23 protein-coding genes are annotated in these 18387 nt (G+C 75.1%); 7 read left to right on the top strand and 16 right to left on the bottom strand.

Translation table 11 applies throughout. The annotated features are described in order from the left end of the window. Positions 1 to 58 precede the first annotated feature (58 nt). Together DEF28_RS11675 and DEF28_RS11670 are read right to left on the bottom strand one after the other, a co-directional pair. The gene (locus tag DEF28_RS11675; RefSeq protein ID WP_258862751.1) at positions 59 to 358 is read right to left on the bottom strand and encodes an MmyB family transcriptional regulator; all 300 of its coding nucleotides are present in this window, start codon (positions 356 to 358) and stop codon (positions 59 to 61) included. A 45-nt stretch (positions 359 to 403) separates the two neighbouring features. Continuing rightward, a complete protein-coding gene (locus DEF28_RS11670; protein ID WP_147280214.1) occupies positions 404 to 826 on the bottom strand; it encodes a hypothetical protein in 423 nt (140 codons plus the stop codon). Positions 827 to 932: 106 nt separating this feature from the next. Here DEF28_RS11670 and DEF28_RS11665 point away from each other — a divergent pair, with 106 nt between their 5' ends. Beyond that, entirely contained in the window at positions 933 to 1541 is a 609-nt protein-coding gene (locus DEF28_RS11665) for a TetR/AcrR family transcriptional regulator (protein ID WP_158562796.1), read from the top strand. 142 nt (positions 1542 to 1683) lie between these two features. Here DEF28_RS11665 and DEF28_RS11660 read toward each other — a convergent pair whose 3' ends face one another. After that, a complete protein-coding gene (locus DEF28_RS11660) occupies positions 1684 to 2070 on the bottom strand; it encodes a VOC family protein (protein WP_114399742.1) in 387 nt (128 codons plus the stop codon). A gap of 62 nt (positions 2071 to 2132) precedes the next feature. Between DEF28_RS11660 and DEF28_RS11655 the strand changes: the two genes are divergently transcribed. Next, positions 2133 to 3098, top strand: a complete 966-nt coding sequence (locus DEF28_RS11655) for a helix-turn-helix transcriptional regulator (RefSeq protein WP_114399741.1) — start codon at positions 2133 to 2135, stop codon at positions 3096 to 3098. A 68-nt stretch (positions 3099 to 3166) separates the two neighbouring features. On the opposite strand, the gene DEF28_RS11650 is transcribed toward DEF28_RS11655, so the two are convergent. Together DEF28_RS11650 and DEF28_RS11645 are read right to left on the bottom strand one after the other, a co-directional pair. Further along, a complete protein-coding gene (locus tag DEF28_RS11650; RefSeq protein ID WP_114399747.1) occupies positions 3167 to 4267 on the bottom strand; it encodes a winged helix DNA-binding domain-containing protein in 1101 nt (366 codons plus the stop codon). A 489-nt stretch (positions 4268 to 4756) separates the two neighbouring features. Beyond that, positions 4757 to 5374, bottom strand: coding sequence for a DinB family protein (locus tag DEF28_RS11645; RefSeq protein ID WP_233515245.1), 618 nt, complete (start codon positions 5372 to 5374; stop codon positions 4757 to 4759). A gap of 62 nt (positions 5375 to 5436) precedes the next feature. Here DEF28_RS11645 and DEF28_RS11640 point away from each other — a divergent pair, with 62 nt between their 5' ends. Continuing rightward, positions 5437 to 6453, top strand: coding sequence for a helix-turn-helix transcriptional regulator (locus DEF28_RS11640; RefSeq protein ID WP_114399739.1), 1017 nt, complete (start codon positions 5437 to 5439; stop codon positions 6451 to 6453). A 150-nt stretch (positions 6454 to 6603) separates the two neighbouring features. Here DEF28_RS11640 and DEF28_RS11635 read toward each other — a convergent pair whose 3' ends face one another. The 8 genes from DEF28_RS11635 to DEF28_RS28805 form a co-directional block, all read right to left on the bottom strand. Next, a complete protein-coding gene (locus DEF28_RS11635; RefSeq protein WP_181874397.1) occupies positions 6604 to 7533 on the bottom strand; it encodes an aminoglycoside phosphotransferase family protein in 930 nt (309 codons plus the stop codon). 193 nt (positions 7534 to 7726) lie between these two features. Continuing rightward, positions 7727 to 8032, bottom strand: coding sequence for a polysaccharide deacetylase family protein (locus tag DEF28_RS11630; RefSeq protein ID WP_199493223.1), 306 nt, complete (start codon positions 8030 to 8032; stop codon positions 7727 to 7729). 52 nt (positions 8033 to 8084) lie between these two features. Beyond that, positions 8085 to 8828 (bottom strand): maleylpyruvate isomerase family mycothiol-dependent enzyme, encoded by a 744-nt coding sequence (locus tag DEF28_RS11625; protein WP_114399738.1) that lies wholly within the window; start codon positions 8826 to 8828, stop codon positions 8085 to 8087. A 216-nt stretch (positions 8829 to 9044) separates the two neighbouring features. Beyond that, positions 9045 to 9383: a hypothetical protein gene (locus DEF28_RS11620; RefSeq protein ID WP_114399737.1), complete on the bottom strand. Its 339-nt coding sequence runs from the start codon at positions 9381 to 9383 to the stop codon at positions 9045 to 9047. Further along, positions 9380 to 9952: a TetR/AcrR family transcriptional regulator gene (locus tag DEF28_RS11615; RefSeq protein WP_220269988.1), complete on the bottom strand. Its 573-nt coding sequence runs from the start codon at positions 9950 to 9952 to the stop codon at positions 9380 to 9382. Before DEF28_RS11615 ends, DEF28_RS11620 begins: the two co-directional genes overlap by 4 nt. After that, positions 9952 to 10530 (bottom strand): sugar O-acetyltransferase, encoded by a 579-nt coding sequence (locus tag DEF28_RS11610; RefSeq protein ID WP_114399736.1) that lies wholly within the window; start codon positions 10528 to 10530, stop codon positions 9952 to 9954. Before DEF28_RS11610 ends, DEF28_RS11615 begins: the two co-directional genes overlap by 1 nt. Before the next feature lie 351 nt (positions 10531 to 10881). After that, on the bottom strand, positions 10882 to 11139 hold the full coding sequence (locus DEF28_RS11605; protein WP_114399735.1) for a hypothetical protein: 258 nt from the start codon (positions 11137 to 11139) through the stop codon (positions 10882 to 10884). 36 nt (positions 11140 to 11175) lie between these two features. After that, on the bottom strand, positions 11176 to 11307 hold the full coding sequence (locus tag DEF28_RS28805; protein ID WP_258861863.1) for a hypothetical protein: 132 nt from the start codon (positions 11305 to 11307) through the stop codon (positions 11176 to 11178). A 575-nt stretch (positions 11308 to 11882) separates the two neighbouring features. On the opposite strand from DEF28_RS28805, the gene DEF28_RS11600 reads away from it, so the two are divergent. From DEF28_RS11600 to DEF28_RS11590, 3 genes are read left to right on the top strand one after another with little or no spacing between them, the layout of a single operon-like run. Continuing rightward, positions 11883 to 12485, top strand: coding sequence for a hypothetical protein (locus DEF28_RS11600; protein WP_114399734.1), 603 nt, complete (start codon positions 11883 to 11885; stop codon positions 12483 to 12485). A 49-nt stretch (positions 12486 to 12534) separates the two neighbouring features. Next, on the top strand, positions 12535 to 12942 hold the full coding sequence (locus DEF28_RS11595) for a YciI family protein (RefSeq protein ID WP_114399733.1): 408 nt from the start codon (positions 12535 to 12537) through the stop codon (positions 12940 to 12942). Beyond that, the gene (locus DEF28_RS11590) at positions 12939 to 14084 is read left to right on the top strand and encodes an RNA polymerase sigma factor (RefSeq protein WP_114446138.1); all 1146 of its coding nucleotides are present in this window, start codon (positions 12939 to 12941) and stop codon (positions 14082 to 14084) included. Before DEF28_RS11595 ends, DEF28_RS11590 begins: the two co-directional genes overlap by 4 nt. Before the next feature lie 348 nt (positions 14085 to 14432). Here DEF28_RS11590 and DEF28_RS11580 read toward each other — a convergent pair whose 3' ends face one another. Together DEF28_RS11580 and DEF28_RS27510 are read right to left on the bottom strand one after the other, a co-directional pair. After that, positions 14433 to 15653, bottom strand: coding sequence for an MFS transporter (locus tag DEF28_RS11580; RefSeq protein ID WP_114399731.1), 1221 nt, complete (start codon positions 15651 to 15653; stop codon positions 14433 to 14435). A gap of 538 nt (positions 15654 to 16191) precedes the next feature. Continuing rightward, positions 16192 to 16362, bottom strand: coding sequence for a hypothetical protein (locus DEF28_RS27510; RefSeq protein ID WP_158562795.1), 171 nt, complete (start codon positions 16360 to 16362; stop codon positions 16192 to 16194). A gap of 354 nt (positions 16363 to 16716) precedes the next feature. On the opposite strand from DEF28_RS27510, the gene DEF28_RS11575 reads away from it, so the two are divergent. After that, positions 16717 to 16923 carry a hypothetical protein gene (locus tag DEF28_RS11575; protein WP_114397658.1) on the top strand — a complete coding sequence of 69 codons (207 nt, stop codon included), beginning with the start codon at positions 16717 to 16719 and terminating at the stop codon, positions 16921 to 16923. 808 nt (positions 16924 to 17731) lie between these two features. Here the strand turns inward: DEF28_RS11575 and DEF28_RS11570 are convergent. Beyond that, positions 17732 to 18310, bottom strand: a complete 579-nt coding sequence (locus DEF28_RS11570) for a GNAT family N-acetyltransferase (RefSeq protein WP_114397657.1) — start codon at positions 18308 to 18310, stop codon at positions 17732 to 17734. Positions 18311 to 18387: the final 77 nt, after the last annotated feature.

Genomic DNA, 18387 nt, shown 5'->3' with positions numbered 1-18387 from the left:
GGGCTGCCGCAGCGCCGAGGGCGGCGCGGTGGGCGCCGGGTCCTAGACCTCGCCCCGGTCAGCGCGACGGGGGGTGGGAGGAGCGGAGCCCCCATGGGTGCTTGGCCGGGTGGCGAGCGGACCAGCTCGCGAGGAGCTTGAGCCGTTCCTCGTGCGGAGTTCCCGGTTCGGCGGTGTAGAGCGAGAGGTCGTGCACGGCGTGCTGGGAGGCCGGCAGATCGAGGGACCGGTAGGTCAGTTCGAGCTGGCCAACCTCCGGGTGCTGGAGCCGCTTGGTCCCCTCGTGCCGGACGCGGACGTCGTGCGAGGCCCACAGGGTGCGGGCGCACCGCGAGGGACGCGAGGCGTCCGGCCCGATGTGCCGTGCGGGCGGTTCGCGGGCGAAGGGCGTGGCCGGGGGTGCTCAGCCGCGTGCGGGCGGCGCGGGCCGCTGACTCCAGCCCCGGCACAGGACGTAGGCGGACACCAGGGCGACCGTGAGGATCCCGTCCGCGACGATGATGGTGTCCGCGTCGGCCACGCCGCCCCGCACCTGGTACACCACGGCGGTCAGGGTCATCGCGAGCTTGTGGAAGATGACGACCTCCCACACGCCGCGGTAGGCCCTCGGACGCGCCGCCAGCAGCGTGAACAGCGCACTGAACACGAGCAGGCCGTAGGCCCGCCACGCGCTGACGACCTTGATCGCGTCGGCCGCGCCGCCCAGCGACCACAGGGCGTCCAGGGCCGCGGCCGCGGCGGCGAGTGCCGCGACGCCCACCAGGGCCCGGCCGATGAGGTCGCGGCGCGCGTGCGTCGCGCGGCCGGAGGACGTTGGATTGGCCATCGCCGACATGGGACTCCCCTTCTTGTGGCGACCTGATGTCGCCACAAGAACCTTCCCACGGCCACCGCTCTTATGGCAACATGTTGTCGCCATAGAGGAGGTGGCCATGGCAGTACCGTCCCGCCGCGGCGACCCGCGGCGGCGTATGCGCCCCGGCGGCCGCAGTGCACGGGTCAACGAGGCGGTTCTCGACGCGGTGCTCGACGAAATCGTCGAGTCGGGCTACGCGAAGCTGAGCTTCGAACGAGTCGCCGCCCGCGCGGGGGTGCACAAGGCGACGCTGTACCGGCGGTGGGCCAACAAGGAGGAGCTCCTCGCGGAGGCGCTGCTCGCGCACACCGGCAGCGCGGTGCCGATGCCCGACACCGGGTCGCTGCGCGAGGACCTGCGCCGGCTCACGCACGCGATCGCCGCGAACATCTCCTCACCCGACGGCCAGGGGCTGCTGCGCACGCTGGTCTCCGACGCCGGCCGGGTCCCGGAGATCGCCGGGGCGGCCCGGACATTCTGGAGTGAGCGGTTCGCCCTGGCCGGCGCCGTCGTCGGACGCGGAGTCGAGCGCGGCGAGCTTCCTCCGGACACCGACGTCGCGTTCCTCATCGAGCGGCTCATCGCACCGCTGTTCCTGCGTGTGCTCGTCACCGCCGAACCGATCGACGCCGCCTACGCCGACCGGATCGTGGACGCGCTCCTGGACAGCGCGACCGCCGGGTGAACGCCGCCGGCGCCCAGGGGAGCGCGGAACGCCCGCCCCCGCCGCTCGTCCGGCAAGGACGGGCGGCGGGGGCGGGCGTTCCGCGCTGCCGGGGTGCTCCCGGACTGCGGAGCTTCGGCAGCGTTGGGCCCAGACGTTCGGCCTAGACCAGGAGGGAGACGCAGAACGGGTGGCCGGCCGGGTCCAGGAGCACCCTCCATCGGTCGGGGGCGGGCTGGTGTGCGGGCTTGACGGCCCCGAGGGCGGCCAGGCGGGCCTCGGCCGAATCCAGGTCGTCGACCCCGAATTCGAGGTGGGCCCGCTTCTCCCGGGCCGCGTCCGGCCAGGTCGGGCGCCGGTAGTCCTCAAGCCTGTTGAACCCCAGGCCGGGCTCGCCCTCGCGCCCCAGGAACACGAAGTGGTCGCTGGAGAACACCACCGGGAGGCCGAGGGCCTCACCGTAGAACCGGGCCAGCTCGGCCGGATCCGGGCAGTCGAACGTGACGGCCACATAGCGGAAGACAGGCGCGGATACGACGTCGTTGCTCATGTCCGGGACGCTACGGGCCGACCCGGACAGGTGCTGTCCTGGTCGTCGGGGACACTCCTGGTGTGACCGGTACGACGATCCGCCTGCTGCGGCTCTGCGCGCTGCTCGCCTCGCGGCCGCAGTGGACCTCGGGCGAGTTGGCCGCGCGCCTGGGCGTCTCCGAGCGCACGGTCCGCCGCGACGTCGCCCGGCTGCGGGAGCTGGGGTACGGGGTCGAGTCCGATCCGGGACCGTGGGGCGGTTACCACCTCGGTGCCGCCGACCGGATGCCACCGCTGGTCCTCGACGACGAGGAAGCGCTGGCGGTGGCGGTCGCGCTGCGGGACTCGACACTGCGCGGGGTCCTCGGTGACGGGCAGGCGGCGGTGTCGGCCCTGCTGAAGCTGCGGCAGGTCCTTCCGCCGTCGGTCTCGGACCGCCTGGGGGAGATGGACTCGGCCATGGTCCACCTCCCCGGCCCTCCCGAGCCGCAGATCGCCGCGGACGTGCTCCTGGCGCTGGCGCTGGCGTGCCGCCGCGGCGAGCGTGCCCGCCTGGTCTACCAGGACCGGAGGGGGCGGACGAGCGAACGCGGCGTCGATCCCTACCGCCTCGTGCACACCGGGCGGCGCTGGTACTTCGTCGCCCGGGACGTGGACAAGGGGGAGTGGCGGACCTTTCGCGGCGACCGGGTGCGCAGCGTCGATCCGGTCGGGCGGCCGGTGGACTTCACCGATCCGCCTGATCCGGGGCTGCTGGTCTCGCACGCCAGATCCGGCGCCCGCTACCCGGTCTACGCCGTCGTCCGGCTGCCGCTGCCCGAGAGCGAGGCGCGGCGGCTGATCCCGCCATCGGTCGGCGCCCACCGGCCCGATGGCGCCGACGCCACCGTGGTCGAGATCGGAGGCCCTGACGCGGACGGGCTCGCCGCCTACCTCCTCGGCTTGGGCACCCGGCTGCGGGTACTTGCGCCGCGCAGTGTGCGGGAGGCGCTGCTGCGCCGGGTCCGCGCACTCGCCGACGACAACGCCGCCGACGGTCCCGCCTGAGCCGGGCCGCCGCGCCCCGAGGCCGCGGCCCCACCGGCGGCGGGCGGTCCCGCCTTCCGGGCAGCGGCTCAGCTGGGGGACGCGGCGACCTCGACGCGGCGGCTCTCGCCGTCGGACAGGAATGCCGCGAGCTCCCGCCCCTGCTCGGCCACGGCGGCGCGGTCGGCCCGTGAGAAGCGGTGCAGCGGAGTGACGGCCACGGTGCCCGCCTCGACGCTCCAGGTAGCGGCGACCCGGCCGTCGACCAGTACGACGCGCGCGCCGGCGACCGACAGGCCGCGGTGGGCGTCGTCGATGATCCGGCTGCGGTCGTGGTAGCCGAGTACCGCGTTGTCGAACGCCGGCAGGAACCGCACCGGGGCGGGCGTGCCGGGGTCGGGGCGCGGCGCGTCGGGGAGGTCCAGCAGCTCCCGGCCCCGCTCGTCGCGGAAGGCGACCAGCTCGCCGCGGATGGCGGCGACCGCGGCCGGCAGTCCGGCGAGGCCGCACCAGGCGCGCAGGTCGGCCGTCGCGGCGGGGCCGAACGCGGCCAGATAGCGCCGCACCAGTGCCGCACCGACCGGGTCGGAGCCGTCGGGCGCCGGCGGGTCGATCTCGCGCCCCACCCAGGAGGCGAGCAGGACGTTGCGCACCCCCGCCTTCGTGCGCCACAGGCCGCGCGGGGGCAGCTGCACCATCGGGAGGAGGGCGGCGACCAGCATCTCGCCGAGCGCCCGCGGTCCGGGCTCCGGCCAGCGATCGGCCACCGCCCGCGCGAGTTCGGCCATCGAGCGGGGCCGGCCGTCGGCCATCACCGCCCGGCCGGCCGCGGCGAGCTCGTCGAGGTCCACCCCCGCGAGCTCGTCGCGGTAGACGCCGAGGACCCGCTGGCGCAGCATGGCGCCGTGCCGGGCCCGCCAGGCCAGGACGTCGTCGGCGGTGAGGAGGTGGACGGTGCGGCGCATGAGGTGCGTCCGCACCACACCGCGCCGCACCAGCAGGTCGGAGAGTTCCATCGGGTCGAACGCGCGCAGCCGGGACCAGAGCCCCACGAACGGCTCCTGCGGCTCCTGGGCCTGCAGGCCGCACAGGTGCGCGACGGCGTCCTGGACGCCGACGTCGGCGCGGTCGAGCAGCAGCTGCCGGGCGAGCGTCGCACGGTTGAGCGCCCGGGTGTCGAGAACGGCCATGGCGGTCATGCCGCGGCGCGCTCGCCGGCCGGCCGCCGGCAGCGGGGCCGAGGGGTGGCGGCGGCCCGTCCGGACACCGGCCTGTCCGGGTGGTGCGGGCGGACCCGGATACCGGTCTGCCGTGGTTCGTACGTCTTCACGGTGACACTCTTCCTCTCGCTTGCGTGCAGGCGTCGTGGCCCGGACGGGGTGGCCGGCGGCCGTCGCTCGCGCCGGGCTCTCCGCTGCCGCGCGGTAGTCGCCGGCGTCGCGGGCGCTGGTCCCCCGAGGCCGGTATCGCGTCGGTCGCGGTGCGCGCCCTCCGCGACGACGGCCACGCCGGAGCCGTCCACGTCCGCACCGGTCGTGAACCGCTCATGCCGGTCGAGCAGGTGCGGCGCATCGGCGCGGCGCTCGGCCGCCCGCCCCCTTCACGGGGCAGCCACCGCACGAGGCCCGCGCGGACATGCCCGCCACCGGCTGGCCAGCCGAGGTGGGCCCCGGCGGCGCTCAGCTGGACTTCTGGCCGTCGATCGTCTCGCGCAGGATGTCGGCGTGTCCGGCGTGCTGGGCGGTTTCGGTGATGAGGTGCATCAGCACCCCGCGCACGCTGCGCACCGCTCCCGGCTCGTTCCAGGGCGCCTCCGGCAGCGGGTGCGCCACCGACAGGTCGGGGACGGCGGCGATGACCTCCGCACTGCGTGCGGCGACCCGCTCGTAGCGTTCGAGGATCCCGGCCAGCGTGTCGCCGGGCAGCATCCGGAACTCGTTCTGGTGGTCGATCGCCCACTGCGGGAACTCGCGAGCGGTCCCGGCCGCGAACTCGGCCCAGGTGACGCCGTCGGGCAGGTCGTAGCGCATCGCCGAGGGGCCCTCGACCACGAAGCGCATCCACTCCTCCTCGATGGACGCGACGTGCTTGACCAGCCCGCCCAGGCACAGCGCGCTGACCGTCGGGCGCTCGCCGAGCTGCTCGTCGTCGAGCCCTCGGACGGTGCTGGTCAGGGCGGAGCGCGCCTTCGCGAGCGCGGCGAGCAGCTCGCTCCGCTCGGCGTCGGGGGTGGAGGCAGACGTGGTGGGGGCGGTCACGGTGGCGGGGCCCTTCGAATCGCTGGTGTTGTCTGGCACGCGACCACAGTCGCAGGGGAAGCGGTCAGGGTGTGGCCTCTTCTGCACGGCACCATGGAGTCATGCCGAAGACCTCAGCGCGGCTGCTGTCGCTGCTCTCGTTGCTCCAGGCCCGCCGCGACTGGCCGGGGGCGCTCCTGGCCGAGCGGCTGGAGGTCAGTGCCCGCACCGTGCGCCGCGACGTCGACCGCCTCCGCGAGCTCGGCTATCCCATCGTGGCCTTCAAGGGGCCCGACGGCGGGTACCGGCTCGACGCCGGCACGGAGCTGCCGCCGCTGCTGTTCGACGACGAGCAGGCCGTCGCCCTCGCCGTCGCGCTCCAGACCGCCGCCACCAGCGGCGTCGGCATCGAGGAGGCCGCGGCGCGCGCCCTGAACACCGTCCGGCAGGTGATGCCGGCCCGGCTGCGCCGCCGCGTCGACACCCTCCAGGTCACCGCCGTGGAGCCGCCCGAGGCCCGACCGGGCCCGCAGGTCGGCGGCGGCGTGCTCGTGGCGCTCAGCGCCGCCGTGCACGCCCGCGAGGTGCTGCGCTTCGACTACCCGCCCGCGTCCCCGGCGCACGCCGCCGGCGGGGGCCCGGACGCCCCTCCTCCGCGCCGGGTGCAGCCCCACCACCTCGTGACCTGGGGCGGGCGCTGGTACCTCGTCGCCTGGGACCTCGACCGCGAGGACTGGCGCACCTTCCGCGCCGACCGGATCACACCGCGCACCCCCACCGGCCCGCGCTTCACCCCGCGCGAGCTGCCCGGGGGCGACGTGGCGGCCTTCGTCGCCGCCCGGTTCCGGGGCTCGGGAGCCTCGGGCGGCTGGCTCTGCCGCGGTGAGGTCATCCTCGACCTCCCCGCCACCACCGTGTCCCGCTACGCCCGCGACGGAGTCGTCGAGGAGCTCGGCCCGGACCGCTGCCGGCTCGTCCTGGGGTCGTGGTCATGGCCGGGCCTGGCGGCCAGCATCGGCGGGTTCGACGCCGACATCGAGGTGGTCGGGCCGGCCGAGCTCAAGGACGCCTTCGCACGGCTGGCCCGCCGCTACGCCAACGCCGCGGCCGACGCGCCGGCCACGCCCCCGAGCCCATGAGCCGGGTGCGGACCGGCCGCGGCGCCCGGCCGCGCTGGCCGCCCCGGGGACCCGGGGCGCCGCCTCCGGCCGCGGCCGGAGCCGGACCGCCGCTGGGCCGGGGAGTCCCGCCCAGCGGCGGCACGTCCGCGCGCCGCTGCGCGCGTCGGATCAGGAACGCCGGCTCATCAGTGTCGTGGCGATGGCGACCTGGGCCGGCTCCAGCGCCGTCTTGCCGTCCTCCACGTCCCACAGCGCGTTCTGCAGCACCCGGCCGAGCGTCCAACCGGTCGCCCGGCGCCGGTCGAGGCCGAGTGCCTCGGTGAGCAGGTCGAAACGCTGGAGCACGGCCCCGGGCACGTCACCGCCCGCCACCACCTCGTCCCAGCGGTTGTCCAGCGCCGGAAGCAGGTCGAACCCCGGGTCGCCGGCCAGCGGTTCGGGGTCGATGGCCAGCCACGGTTCCCGCTCGCCAGCGAGGATGTTGTCGTAGTGCAGGTCCCAGTGCAGCAGCCGGTCACCAGGTTCGCCGAGCAGGTCGGCCACGGCGGACGCGCAGCTGCGTACCAGCCGCCGTTCTGCCGGATCGCGCAGCATCGGCACGGCCTGCGGTACCTGCTCCAGCATCGCCGCCGCGATGTCGGAGAGGCGGCGCAGGCCCTCGGGCGCGGGAATCGCGACCAGGCGCGCCAGCACCTCGGCGAGGATCCGCGTGGCGGCACGGTCGTCGGCCACCGACGAGAGCGGCCGGGAGGCGTCGAGCCGTTCCAGCAGCATGGCGCCGCTGCCCGGGTCGTGGTCGAGCAGGCGCACCGCTCCGTCGCCGTTCCACGTCCGCAGCCCGAGCGGGGTCCCGGCGCTCTCCTCGCTCTTCGGCTGCAGCTTGAGCGCGGCGGGGGTGCCGTCCGCGCGCGTGACCGGCAGCACGAGACCGGCCATGCCGTTGCCGGCGGGGCCGTCGACCCGCAGCTCCCAGCGCTCCAGGGTGTCCGCGACCAGCGCGGGCAGCGCGGCGAGCCACGCGCGGCCGGACGCGTTGCCGGGCTTGCCGTGCGAGGCGACGAGCGCGGCGGGGACGTCGATGGTGATCGACGTGTTCATTCGAGGCTTCTCCTTCGTGGGATTCCAGGCCAGTAGCGCATGACACGAAGGAGGAGGCGGAGGTGCCCGGATTCCGGGCAGGCGTCAACGCATACGCCTCACGCTACCGGAGAACGGTCAGCCGAGCGCCCGTACCGCGGGTGGCCGGGGCGGCTGCGGCCCGGCGAGGGCGCCGCAGCCGCCCCGGGCGGGACTATCCGCGCGCCGCGGGGGAGCGCCGGTAGTGGTCCGCGATCTCGTCGCTGGTGGTCAGCCAGACGTCGGGCCGCGTCGCGAGGTACTCCAGCGCCTCGTCCAGGTACCTGTGCCGGAACGGCTGCCCGATCACGAACGGGTGCAGGGCCAGCGCCAGGACCCGCCCGCTGTGCTCGGAGTCGGCGTGCAGCTGGTCGTACTGGTCCTTGACGATCTGGACGAGCCGCCGCTCGCCCATCGGTTCCGCGCCCGGCCCGGTGGAGGCGGACCGGCCGGTGCCGCACACCGCGGCGGTGTGCGGCACTCCGCCATGTGGCGGCAGGCCGCTCGGGCGTGCCGCCCGCGCCGGCGGCCGGTCAGGTGCTGGTGAGATCCCGCCACAGCCGGGCGACCCCGGCGTCGCCGGTGATCCGCACCGCCTCCAGCGGGAGGCGGTTCCACAGCACGAGGTAGAGGTCGGCCGCCGTGCCCTCGTAGCCGCAGTCCACCGCGTCCGGCTGCCGCGCGGAGCGTTCCGCGCGCAGCGGGCCGTCGGAGATGTGCGCGGTCCAGGCCGCGTCCGCTACGTCGGTGGCGCGGATCCACAGGGTCTTCGGGGAGTCGGTGTGCACCGGGGAGGTTCCGCGGGCGTGGAAGCCGGTGAGTAGTTCGTCGATGCCCTCGGCCGCGAAGGCCGGCTCCAGCGGAGACAGGTCGCCGCCGAGCGCGGATTCGGCGTCCACGCGGTGCACAGCCGTCTCCAGGGCCTGCCGGCGCGCCCAGAAGGCGAGCGGGGACGGCGCGGGGAGGAAGGACCAGCAGGAGAGGTCGGCCGGCGCGGCGGAGAGGGCCGCCACGAGCCGCTGGTGCCCCTCGCGGAACCACGGGACGAGTTCGTCGTCGGCCAGCTCCGGCGCGTCGGGGAGGCCGGTCGGCTCCTGCCGCCCCTCCGCCACGAATCCGGTCGCCCATCGGTGGACGGATCCGAGGTGCGTGATGAGGTCGCGCACCTGCCAGCCCGGACACCCGGGCACGGGCGCCGCGGGGTCGGTCTGCGCCGCCACGTCGGCGAACAGCCGGCCTTCGTAGGCCAGTGTGGAGATGTAATCGGTGGTCTGCACGCCACGAGTGTGGCAGTGGGTGGGGGATCTTGGGAGGAATTGCGCTGTGGGCGGAGGGGTCCGCCCGCGGCGCGCCGGCGCGCATCCGCCTGGTCGCGCTCAGCGTGTCGATGTCGCTGGACGGTTTCAGCGCGCCCGAGTCCTTCGAGGGCCTTCTCGACTTCCCCCGATCTCCGCCATGGGCGGGCACGCGGTCCGGCACGCCCCTTCGGCCGTCTAGCCGTGGGTTCCCTCCGAGTGGAGCGCGCAGCCGCGGTCCCGGCTGACGGGGAACGCTTCTTCCGCGGCCGAGATCCAGGCGTCGACCATCTCGGGGGACGTCCTGATCGCGCTGATCAGCGCTTCGACGGCGTCGAGCTTCGGCCGTCCCACGTGCGTCCTCAGCTGCTCGACGGTCACCTCCTCGTACGGCATACCCAGCTGCCACCAGAACCGCATCAGGTAGCGGCACTCCTGCTGCTCCCGGTCGTCGGCGAGGCGGTCGTGGACCACGCTGCGGGCCCGCTGCCGCTGGTCGTCGTCGCGGAAGCCTGTGCGGAGGTCGGTCAGGTTCATGGCCGAACGCTAGCAACGGCACCGCGCGCCGGGGCGCGGGTGAGGCGGTCGACCGCGGCCCGTGTCGCGGCCGGCGGCTGCGGGTCCGGATCGAGTGCGATGTGCAGCGCCGCCCCTTCGATGTAGGCGTCGAGCGCCCGGACGGTCTCGGGAGCGAAGTGCCGTTCCAGGGCCCGGCGGCTCGCCCGCATCCACGTCTGCGTGATCGAGCGGAAGGCCGGCCTCCGGGCGGCGAGGGTGTACAGCTCGTAGGTGAGGACGTGCTCGCGTTGGGAACGCTGCAGGTCGCCGTGGATCAGCGCGACGACGGCCTCGGCCGCCGCGTCCTGGTCCGGGGACGCGGCCAGGCGCTGCTCGAACGTGTCGGCGATGCTGGTGGCGAACCGGGTGAACGCCTCGACGAGCAGGTCGTCCATGCTCGCGAAGTGGTAGGTCATGGAGCCGAGCGGGACGTCAGCCCGGGCGGCCACTCTGCGGTGGGAGGTGCCGGCGACCCCGTCCTCGGCGATGCAGGAGATCGCGGCGTCGATGATGCGGTCCCGGCGCTCCGGGTCGTGCCGGCGGGCCATCAGAGCCGGCGGATCGCGCGCGCCGGGCTGCCGACCGCGAGGACGTTCGCCTCGATGTCCCTGGTGACGACGGCGCCCGCGCCGATCACGGCGTTCTCGCCGATGGTCACACCCGGCAGGATGATGGCGCCGCCGCCGATCCAGACGTTGTCGCCGATCGTGATCGGCTCGGCGGCCTCCAGCTTCGCGCGCCGCAGCTCCGCGTCGAGCGGGTGCGTCGGGGTCAGCAGCTGCACGTTCGGACCGATCTGGCAGTCCTCGCCGATGGTGATCGGCGCGACGTCCAGCGCGGTGAGGTTGTAGTTGACGAAGGTGCGGGCGCCGACGGTGATGTGCTCGCCGTAGTCGACGTACAGCGGCGGCTTGACGAACGCCTCCTCGCCCAGGCTCCCGAGCAGCTCGGCGAGGATCGGCCGGGCGGCGTCCTCGTCGGCGAGCGCGGCCCGGTGGTAGGCGTCGGCCAGGCGCGCCGCGCGGCGTGCGCGCCGGATGCTCTCGGGGTCGTCGGCGATGTAGAGGTCGCCGGCGAGCATCCGCTCCCGGTTCGTACGGGGGTCGCCCGCGAAGTAGTCCTCCATGCGTACGATCGTACACATCGGCGCGGACGCGGCGACCCGATCCGCCCCGGCCGGGCGGTCGCGTATCCGCGGGCACCGCCGGACCGCCGGCCGAGCGCGTCTTCCGTGGGCCGGCGCGCCGAGCTCGCGGACACGCTCCGGGACCTCCTGGAGTCGCTCGGCGACTCCACCGACTGACGCCCGACGCCACGCGGGCGCCCCGGCGGCGGGGATCATCGGCGCCATGCCGCTCTCCCGCCGCGCGGCAGCGCTCGCCTCCGGCCGGCGAGGCCGACCCGGCCCTGCGGGGTAGGTCGCGGCTGAGCCCGCACCGTGCGCCAGGGGCCGGCCGCCCCTCCGGAGGAGGCCGGATCAGGAGTGTCCGCACTCCCCGCTGAGTTCGCGGTAGGTACGGGAGTCGAAGAAGCGCAGGCCGTCGTTCACCGCTCCGGACGCGATCTCCTGCGGGGTCCAGGGGTGGGCGGAGCAGTCGTCGAGCGCCACCCCTCCGGCTGCGAGGAGGAGCGCCACCAGGTGCCGGACCTCCGCAGCGCCGTCGATCCGCCAGGAGACGTCGATCTGCACCGCCCAGGTGGGACGGTAGCCGAGGGCCGCTTCGAGGACCGCCACGTCGGCGGGGTCCCAGTCGGCGAAAAGGCAACCGGTCTAGACGTCGTCGATCCCGATGTAGAGACCGCCGGCCAGAGTCCACGGCTCACGTTGCCGGGGCAGATGCCGGTCGAGGAGGGCGACGGTCTCCGCTCGGTCGCCTGCGGGGAACATGAAGACGCTGCGCATGGGATGGAGCGTAGGAGGTGCGGCTTCGCGGCCGCCGCTCGTGCCGGCCGGTGTGGAGCCGTCGACGCGACCCGGTGCCGACGCTGATGCCGGTGAACGGCGGCGTTCCGGGCCGCCCGCTCGGGCGACCGCCGAGGACGGGCCCGCGGGGGAGGCAGGCCGGGGGCGACCGGACCGGGGCCGCCGGGGAACGGCTCCCGGTCGGCACCGCATCGGTGACAGCCGGGCGGACGCCGCCGCGCCCCGCGTCGTGCGAAGTCTCAGCAGCACCGGCGGCGGGGGCCGGGCGCCCGGGTCCGCTACGGTGCGGAGCGTGCCCGCTCGACCCGCTCCGGACGCCCCGCCGGCCAGGATGCCGCCGAGGTGGAGGGGCTGCGCGCCGACGCGCGGGAGAACCGGGAGCGCATCCTCATGGCGGCCCGCGAAGCGTTCGCGGCCCACGGGATCGACGTGCCCATCACCGCGATCCCCCACCGGGCGGGCGTCGGGCTCGCCCCGCTCTACCGGCGGTTTCCCAGCGCGACTCGCTGGCGATCGCGGCCTTCGCCGAGGAGCTCGCCCGCTGCGTCGCGGCCGTGGAGGAGGCCCTGGAGGACCCGGGCCCGTGGCCCGGGTTCTGCGCGGTGGTCGAGAAGGTGTGCGCGATGCAGGCCACGGACCGTGGTTTCCCGGCCGCGTTCCCGGCCCAGTTCCCCGACAACACCGACTACGCCCGCGAACGGGCGCGAGCGGAGTGGCGGCTCGCCGAACTGGGGCGCCGGGCCGAGGACGCCGGGAAGCTACGCGCGGACTTCGAGGTCAGCGACATGCCCCTCCTCCTGCCGGCCAACAGCGGTGTCGTCCAGGAGTCCCCGCAGGCCTCCCTGGCCGCGTCCCACCGGCTGGTCGGCTACCTCCGCCAGTCCTTCCGGGCCGACCGCACCGGCCCGCCCGGCAGGGGCTGGACCAGGTGCACCGGGCGTGCGGAGCAGCGGAGCAGGCGCGGCTGGTCGGGACGGAGACGGCGCGGGGCCACGGCGGTCGTCGCCCTGCTCAGCTGCCGTCCCCTCTCCGCATCCGCCCCGACAGCGGCCGCTGACCGGACCAGGTGCCGCGGGGACGGCAGCCGGAAACAAATTCTTTGGAACTCGGCGCGCTCCGGTGTCGAGAACACGGCACCGGCTCCGTCCCAGGGGTAGAAGCGGCCGTCACAGGCACGCGACGAAGCGACGAAGAAGGAGAACCACGATGAAGTACCTGCTGCTGAAGCACTACCGAGGCGGCCCCACCCCCGCCGTCGACTACCCGCCGATGGACCAGTGGACGCCCGAGGAGGTCGACGCGCATATCCAGTTCATGCACGATTTCGCGGCCCGCCTGAAGGAGAGGGGCGAGTTCGTCGACGGGCAGGCGCTGGCACCCGAGGGCGCGTTCGTGCGCTATGACGGCGAGGGACGCCCGCCGGTGACCGATGGCCCGTTCGCCGAGACCAAGGACCTCATCGCCGGTTGGATGGTCATCGACGTGGAATCGTGGGACCGCGCCGTCCAGCTGGCCGGGGAGCTGTCCGCCGCCCCCGGACCCCGCGGCGAGCCGATCCACGAGTGGCTCGAGGTCCGGCCGTTCCTCACCGAGCCGCCCACGGTGACTGAGTGAACCCGCCGCTGCTGCGGGAACTCGTGCCCGCCGTGATCAGTGTCCTCGTCCGACGCGGAGCCGACTTCCCGTCGGCCGAGGACGCCGTGCAGGAGGCCCTGATCCGGGCGCTGGACACCTGGCCGGACGATCCACCGCGCGATCCGAAGGCATGGCTCGTCGCGGTCGCGTGGCGCAAGTTCCTCGACGCCACCCGTGCCGAGACGTCGCGGCGGGGGCGGGAGCTCGCCGTGGAGGCCGAGCCTCCCGCCGGTCCGGCGCCCGCCACGGACGACACGCTGCGGCTCTACTTCCTGTGTGCGCACCCGACCCTGCCGCCGGCCTCGGCCGTCGCCCTGACGCTGCGCGCGGTCGGCGGCCTGACCACGCGGCAGATCGCGGCGGCCTACCTCGTCCCCGAGGCGACCATGGCGCAGCGGATCAGCAGGGCCAAGCGGCGGATCGCGGGGCTGCCGCTCGACCAGCCCGGCGATCTCGCAACGGTACTGCGGGTGCTCTACCTCGTCTTCAACGAGGGATACGGTGGAGACGTCGACCTCGCGGCCGAGGCGATCCGCCTCACCCGCCAGCTCGCCGCCCTGACCGACGAGCCCGAGGTCGCGGGGCTGCTCGCGCTCATGCTGCTGCACCATGCGCGCCGCGCGTCGCGCACCGGCCCGGGCGGCCGCCTGGTGCCGCTCGGTGAGCAGGACCGGTCGCGCTGGGACACCGGCATGATCACCGAGGGGGTGGCGATCCTGCAGGCCGCGCTGGCGCGCGACCGGCTGGGCGAGTACCAGGCGCAGGCAGCGATCGCCGCCCTGCACGCGGACGCCCGGAGCGCCTCCGAGACGGACTGGGTGCAGATCGTGGAGTGGTACGACGAACTGCTGCTCCGCACCGGCAGCCCGGTGGTGCGGCTCAACCGCGCGGTGGCGGTCGGCGAGGCCGACGGGCCGCGGGCCGGCCTGGCGGCGCTGGCTGACGTGGACTCCGGTGTGCCCCGCTACACCGCTGTGGCGGCATACCTGCACGAACGCGCCGGCGACCTGGAGCACGCCGCCGAGCTGTACGCCGAGGCCTCGCGCGCCGCCACCAGCGTGCCGGAGCGCGACCACCTCACGCGCGCGGCCGCACGGGTGCGGGGACTGCTCCCTCCGTGAGTGCGGCGTCTGCCCCAGCCGGTGTTCGCAGGGGGGCTCGCAGGGAGGAGACGGCGCGACGGCGTCGCGGCGGACCCAGCGCGACGCGGCGAGCCGCTGTGTCACCCGGCGATCCCGCCCGGAACGGCGCGGGAGGCGCGCGGTGCCGAGGCGGCGAACGGCCGCCTCCCCCTGGCCGAGGGCAGGGGGAGGCGGTTCCCGCGCCCGCGGCGGCCTCCCGCCTCCCTCACCACCGCAGACGAGCCCCGGATCAGCTCCGCCCGGTTCCGCCGCGCCGGCACGGCGAGGAAGCAGGGCTCGTCGGCCCGCGTGAAGGGCGCTTCGCCCACGGTCCCGATCCGGTGCCCCTCACGCCCCCAGGCCGCCCGCCACGGTGACCGCCGTCTTCGTGACGCCCAGCGCCTCGCCGGTGATGTCATCGGGAGCGGCGCGCTGGGCGGCGATCAGGGCGAGCGCGTTCGCGGTCCCCAGCGCGAGCCCGCCGACCGGCAGCAGGACCGCCAGGAGCCCCCATCCCGGGAGCAGGGGGAGCGGGAGCACCGCTGCCGCCCCGATCGCGGTGGCGAATGCGAGTGGGGGCACAGCCGGGCGGCCGGTCGCCAGGCGGCCCGCGAGCGGTCCGCCCGAGGCGAACGCGAGCACCGGTACCGACAGTGCCACCCCGGCGGCGCCGGCGCTCATCCCCCAGGTGTGCTGGAGCAGCATCGGAGCGGTGACGAGCCAGTGGACGGCCGCGGCGTTGGCCACCGCACCGAGGGCGGTGGCGAGCAGGTAGCGGCGGCTGCGCCACAGCCGCGGGTCCAGCACCGGCCGCCCCGACCGCCGTTCCGCCGCGGCGAACCCGCCGATCAGCGCGGCCGCGCAGGCCGCCGCGAGCACGGACCGCGGTGCCGCCCACCCCCACTCCGGGGCGCGTTCGACGTAGAGTGCGACGAGCCCGAGGGCGCACGTGAGCAGGATAAGGCCGCGTCCCCCTGCGGTCCGCCGACGCGGTCGGGAAGCGCCGTCTCCCAGCCCAGCGGTGAGGGCCAGGGCCGCCGCGACCACCGCGAGGCTGCCAAGGAACACCCACCGCCAGCCGGCCGCCTCGGTGACGACCCCTCCGACCAGCGGCCCCAGAACCGTACCGGCGCCGGCGATCCCGAGCGCGCGGCCGGTGGCGCGGGCCCGTTCGGCGGCCGGATGCCGCTCGCTCACCAGTGCCAGCCCGGCCGGCATGAGCAGCGCGCCGCCCACCCCCTGGGCGGCCCGTCCAGCGACCAGGGCGGGGAAGGCGGTACTGAGCCCGCACACGAGCGACGCCGCGCCGAAGACCGCGAGGCCGACGGCGAACACCGGGCGCCGGCCGTACCGGTCGGCGAGCCGGCCGCCGGCGATCATGAGCGCTCCGCAGGTCAGCAGGTAGCCGCTGACGGCCCATGCCACGGCGTGCCCGTCGACGCCGAGGTCGCGGGCGATGCTGGGCAGCGCGAGGGTGAGCGCGAACGCGTCCAACTGGACGCAGAAGGCCGCGAGCGCGAACGCCCAGAGGGCGCGGCGCGCGGCGGAGGTCGGGGGAGCTGTCCCCATGGTCGGGTTTCCCTTCCGTCCGGGCACGGCGGAGGCCGCCGGCGTGGAGTACCGGCCGGGAAGGGATTGCGCGGGCCGAGGCCGCACGGTGGAAGCACCCGAGGGGGCGCTGGGGACCTGGGAGGGCGGGGATGCCGCGGGGCGGAATCCACTCGGCGGAAGCGGTGGCGGCGAGCGCCACGGGTCAGGTCACAGACTAGACCGTTGACGGGGGTCCGCTGAACTGTTCGCGGGCATGGCGAAGGGCGCGGAGGTCCGGTGTACGACGACCAACCTGGACGCCTTCCCACCGCACACCGTCTCCATCTCGATGACCCCGTCCTGCTTTGGCCCGGCGGAACCGGAGAACTGGCTCCGCCCGGCTCCTCACCGACCGGGGGAGCCGTCACATCGTTCACCCCGGCCCCCTCCGAGAACCCGGACGAACGCGGGCACGCCCCGCACCCGCTCGACATGCGGCAGTGCGCGCCGGGGCCCGACCCGAGCGTGTGCGGCAAGGGATTCGCCGGGCCCGCCAAGGTCACGGCCCACCTCGGACTCACGCCCCCTCCCTGCCCGCCGCGACGAGGACGGCCGCGGTGTCCTCCCGTGCTGGCTGCGCCAGCCGATCGAGGCGGCCGCCTCGACGCCGGAGAACCAGCTCGACCTGGACGGCCACCAGGCGCGCCCCCGCCAGCGACTCCTCGCCCTCAGCGCCGCGATCTGGCACAACGGGATGCCGGACCCGCGGTCACACGCGCCCGCATGGCTCGCGACCACTGAGCATCCCCGATCAACGATCTAGCGGACGTGGAGCGGTACCGGATCCGCACCAGGGTGGCGGCAGGGACTGCCGTGGGAGCGACGTGGCCCCGGAGGGCGCTTCCGCCGGCCGCGAGGTAGCCGGACTTGGCGGACGGCCGAGTCCGGTGCGCGTCCCCACGGCCGAACCGTTCCCGGGTCCCGGGAGCGGTTCGGCCGTCCGCCCGCTCCAGCGCTCCCGTTCTGCGCGGGCGGGCCGGAAGTGGACGGGGCTGTGCGGACCACGGTGGAGTGACCAGGAGGCGGGCTTACGCTGTCGGTCATGCGCTATGAATTCGCCACGGTCGAGTGGATTTGGACGGATTCCGCAATTCAGGTCAACCTGCCCGGAGGTGAGGAGCGGACCTCGACCGGCAGCTACAACCAGGTCGTCGCGGTACTGAGCGGCCTGGGCGAGCAGGGCTGGGACGTGGCCGCCTGCGCCAGCGCGGGCAACTGGCTGCTGTGGACACTGAGGCGGATGCTCTAGCGGCTGCCGCGGGGGACGGTGAGCGGGACTTTCCGACAGGCCCCCGGCGCGCCGCTCGACGCCGTCCGCCGCATGCAGCCCGATCGGAGTACTCGGCGACCGCCATCGCCGGACCGCCCGGGACAGCCCCGGGGACCTCTCCGCTCCTGGTCCCGGCCAGAAGGAGCCGCGCGCCGACCGCGCCGGACGATGCCACGGGCGGCGCGAGCCCGGTGGAGCGGTATGCCCGCTTCTCCGTGCCGGTGGGGTGGGCGGCCGCGAAGCGGGCGGACCGCGTCCGCTGGCGCCCCGGCCCCCAGCGCCTCGCGGGGGAGCGGCATGGGAGCTCCACGCACCCGGCCAGGCGGCGGCGTCGGACGCGGCGCGTCTGACGGATTCGCTGGCGCCCCCGGCCGGCCGCCGCCTACCGCGGCCGTGTAGCGTGCGGCGGGCTTGGCGACTTCGGCCGCGAGTTCGGGCGGACTCTGCGCCTCGATCCGGAAATGGAGATCCATCACGCCGAGGTAGGCCGCCAGCGACCGCGGGCCCTCCGTTCCGGCTTCCAGGACACTGCGGTGCCGCCCTACCGGCTCGACGTTCTACATGCTGTTCGGTATGCGCCGGGCGACGGTCTCGGCCGGGGCGTCAACGAGCACGCGGGCCGTGTAGTCCCACCGGGCGGCCATACGGCCACGGGTCACGAACGCGGCCAGGCCGGGGCCGGGCGGTGTCACCAGAGCCGGAGCCCACCTCAACGGCGCCGCCCCCAAGGGGCCCGCAGCGGCCCTTCCCGACCGCCGATCCCGTGGCAGTCGGACGGGCTCGCGCGTCAGCCGGCGGGCGGGGCGGTGCGGCGCAGCGCGTAGATGGCGCTGACGCCGGAGTCGGAGGGGTCGTCGGAGTCGACGAGCCGCTCCTCCAGCAGCGTGAAGCCCGCCTTCTCCAGCACGCGGCAGGAGGGCCGGTTGTCGCGCTGCGGCACGGAGACGATCGCGTCGACCTCGGGGTAGAGCCCGAACATGGTGGCGGTGAAGGCGGTGATCGCCGCCGATCCGATGCCCGCCCCGCACCGGTCGGGCTCGCCGATGAGGTAGTCGAGCCCGGCCGCGGCGGGCACGCCGACGGCGCGGTCCCAGTCGGGGTTGTCGGCGTGCCGGTAGCACTGGAACAGGCCGATCGGGGTGCCGTCGAGGTGCAGCACGAAGCAGCGGGTGGGGTCGGTCCCGTCCACCTGCGGCCCGTACTCGCGCTCCACGCCGTCAAGGGTGGTGGGCCCGCCTCGCCACCAGGCGCGCACGTGCGGGGCCCGCAGCCACGTGAGCAGCAGCGGGAAGTCCGCGCGGACGAGGGGGCGGAAGGTGAGCGATCCCCGGCCGGTCGCGGGCGTGGCGGGTGCTCGATCGGGCATCGTCCGGCCTCTCCGTCGTTGGTCGCCGGGAGCATAGTCGAACCGTGCGGGCCGTTCACCTCTTTTTACGGCCGCGC

This window comes from Marinitenerispora sediminis (genome assembly GCF_003336425.1).
Lineage (GTDB): Bacteria > Actinomycetota > Actinomycetes > Streptosporangiales > Streptosporangiaceae > Marinitenerispora > Marinitenerispora sediminis.
This window is presented reverse-complemented; position numbering and strand designations above follow the sequence as displayed.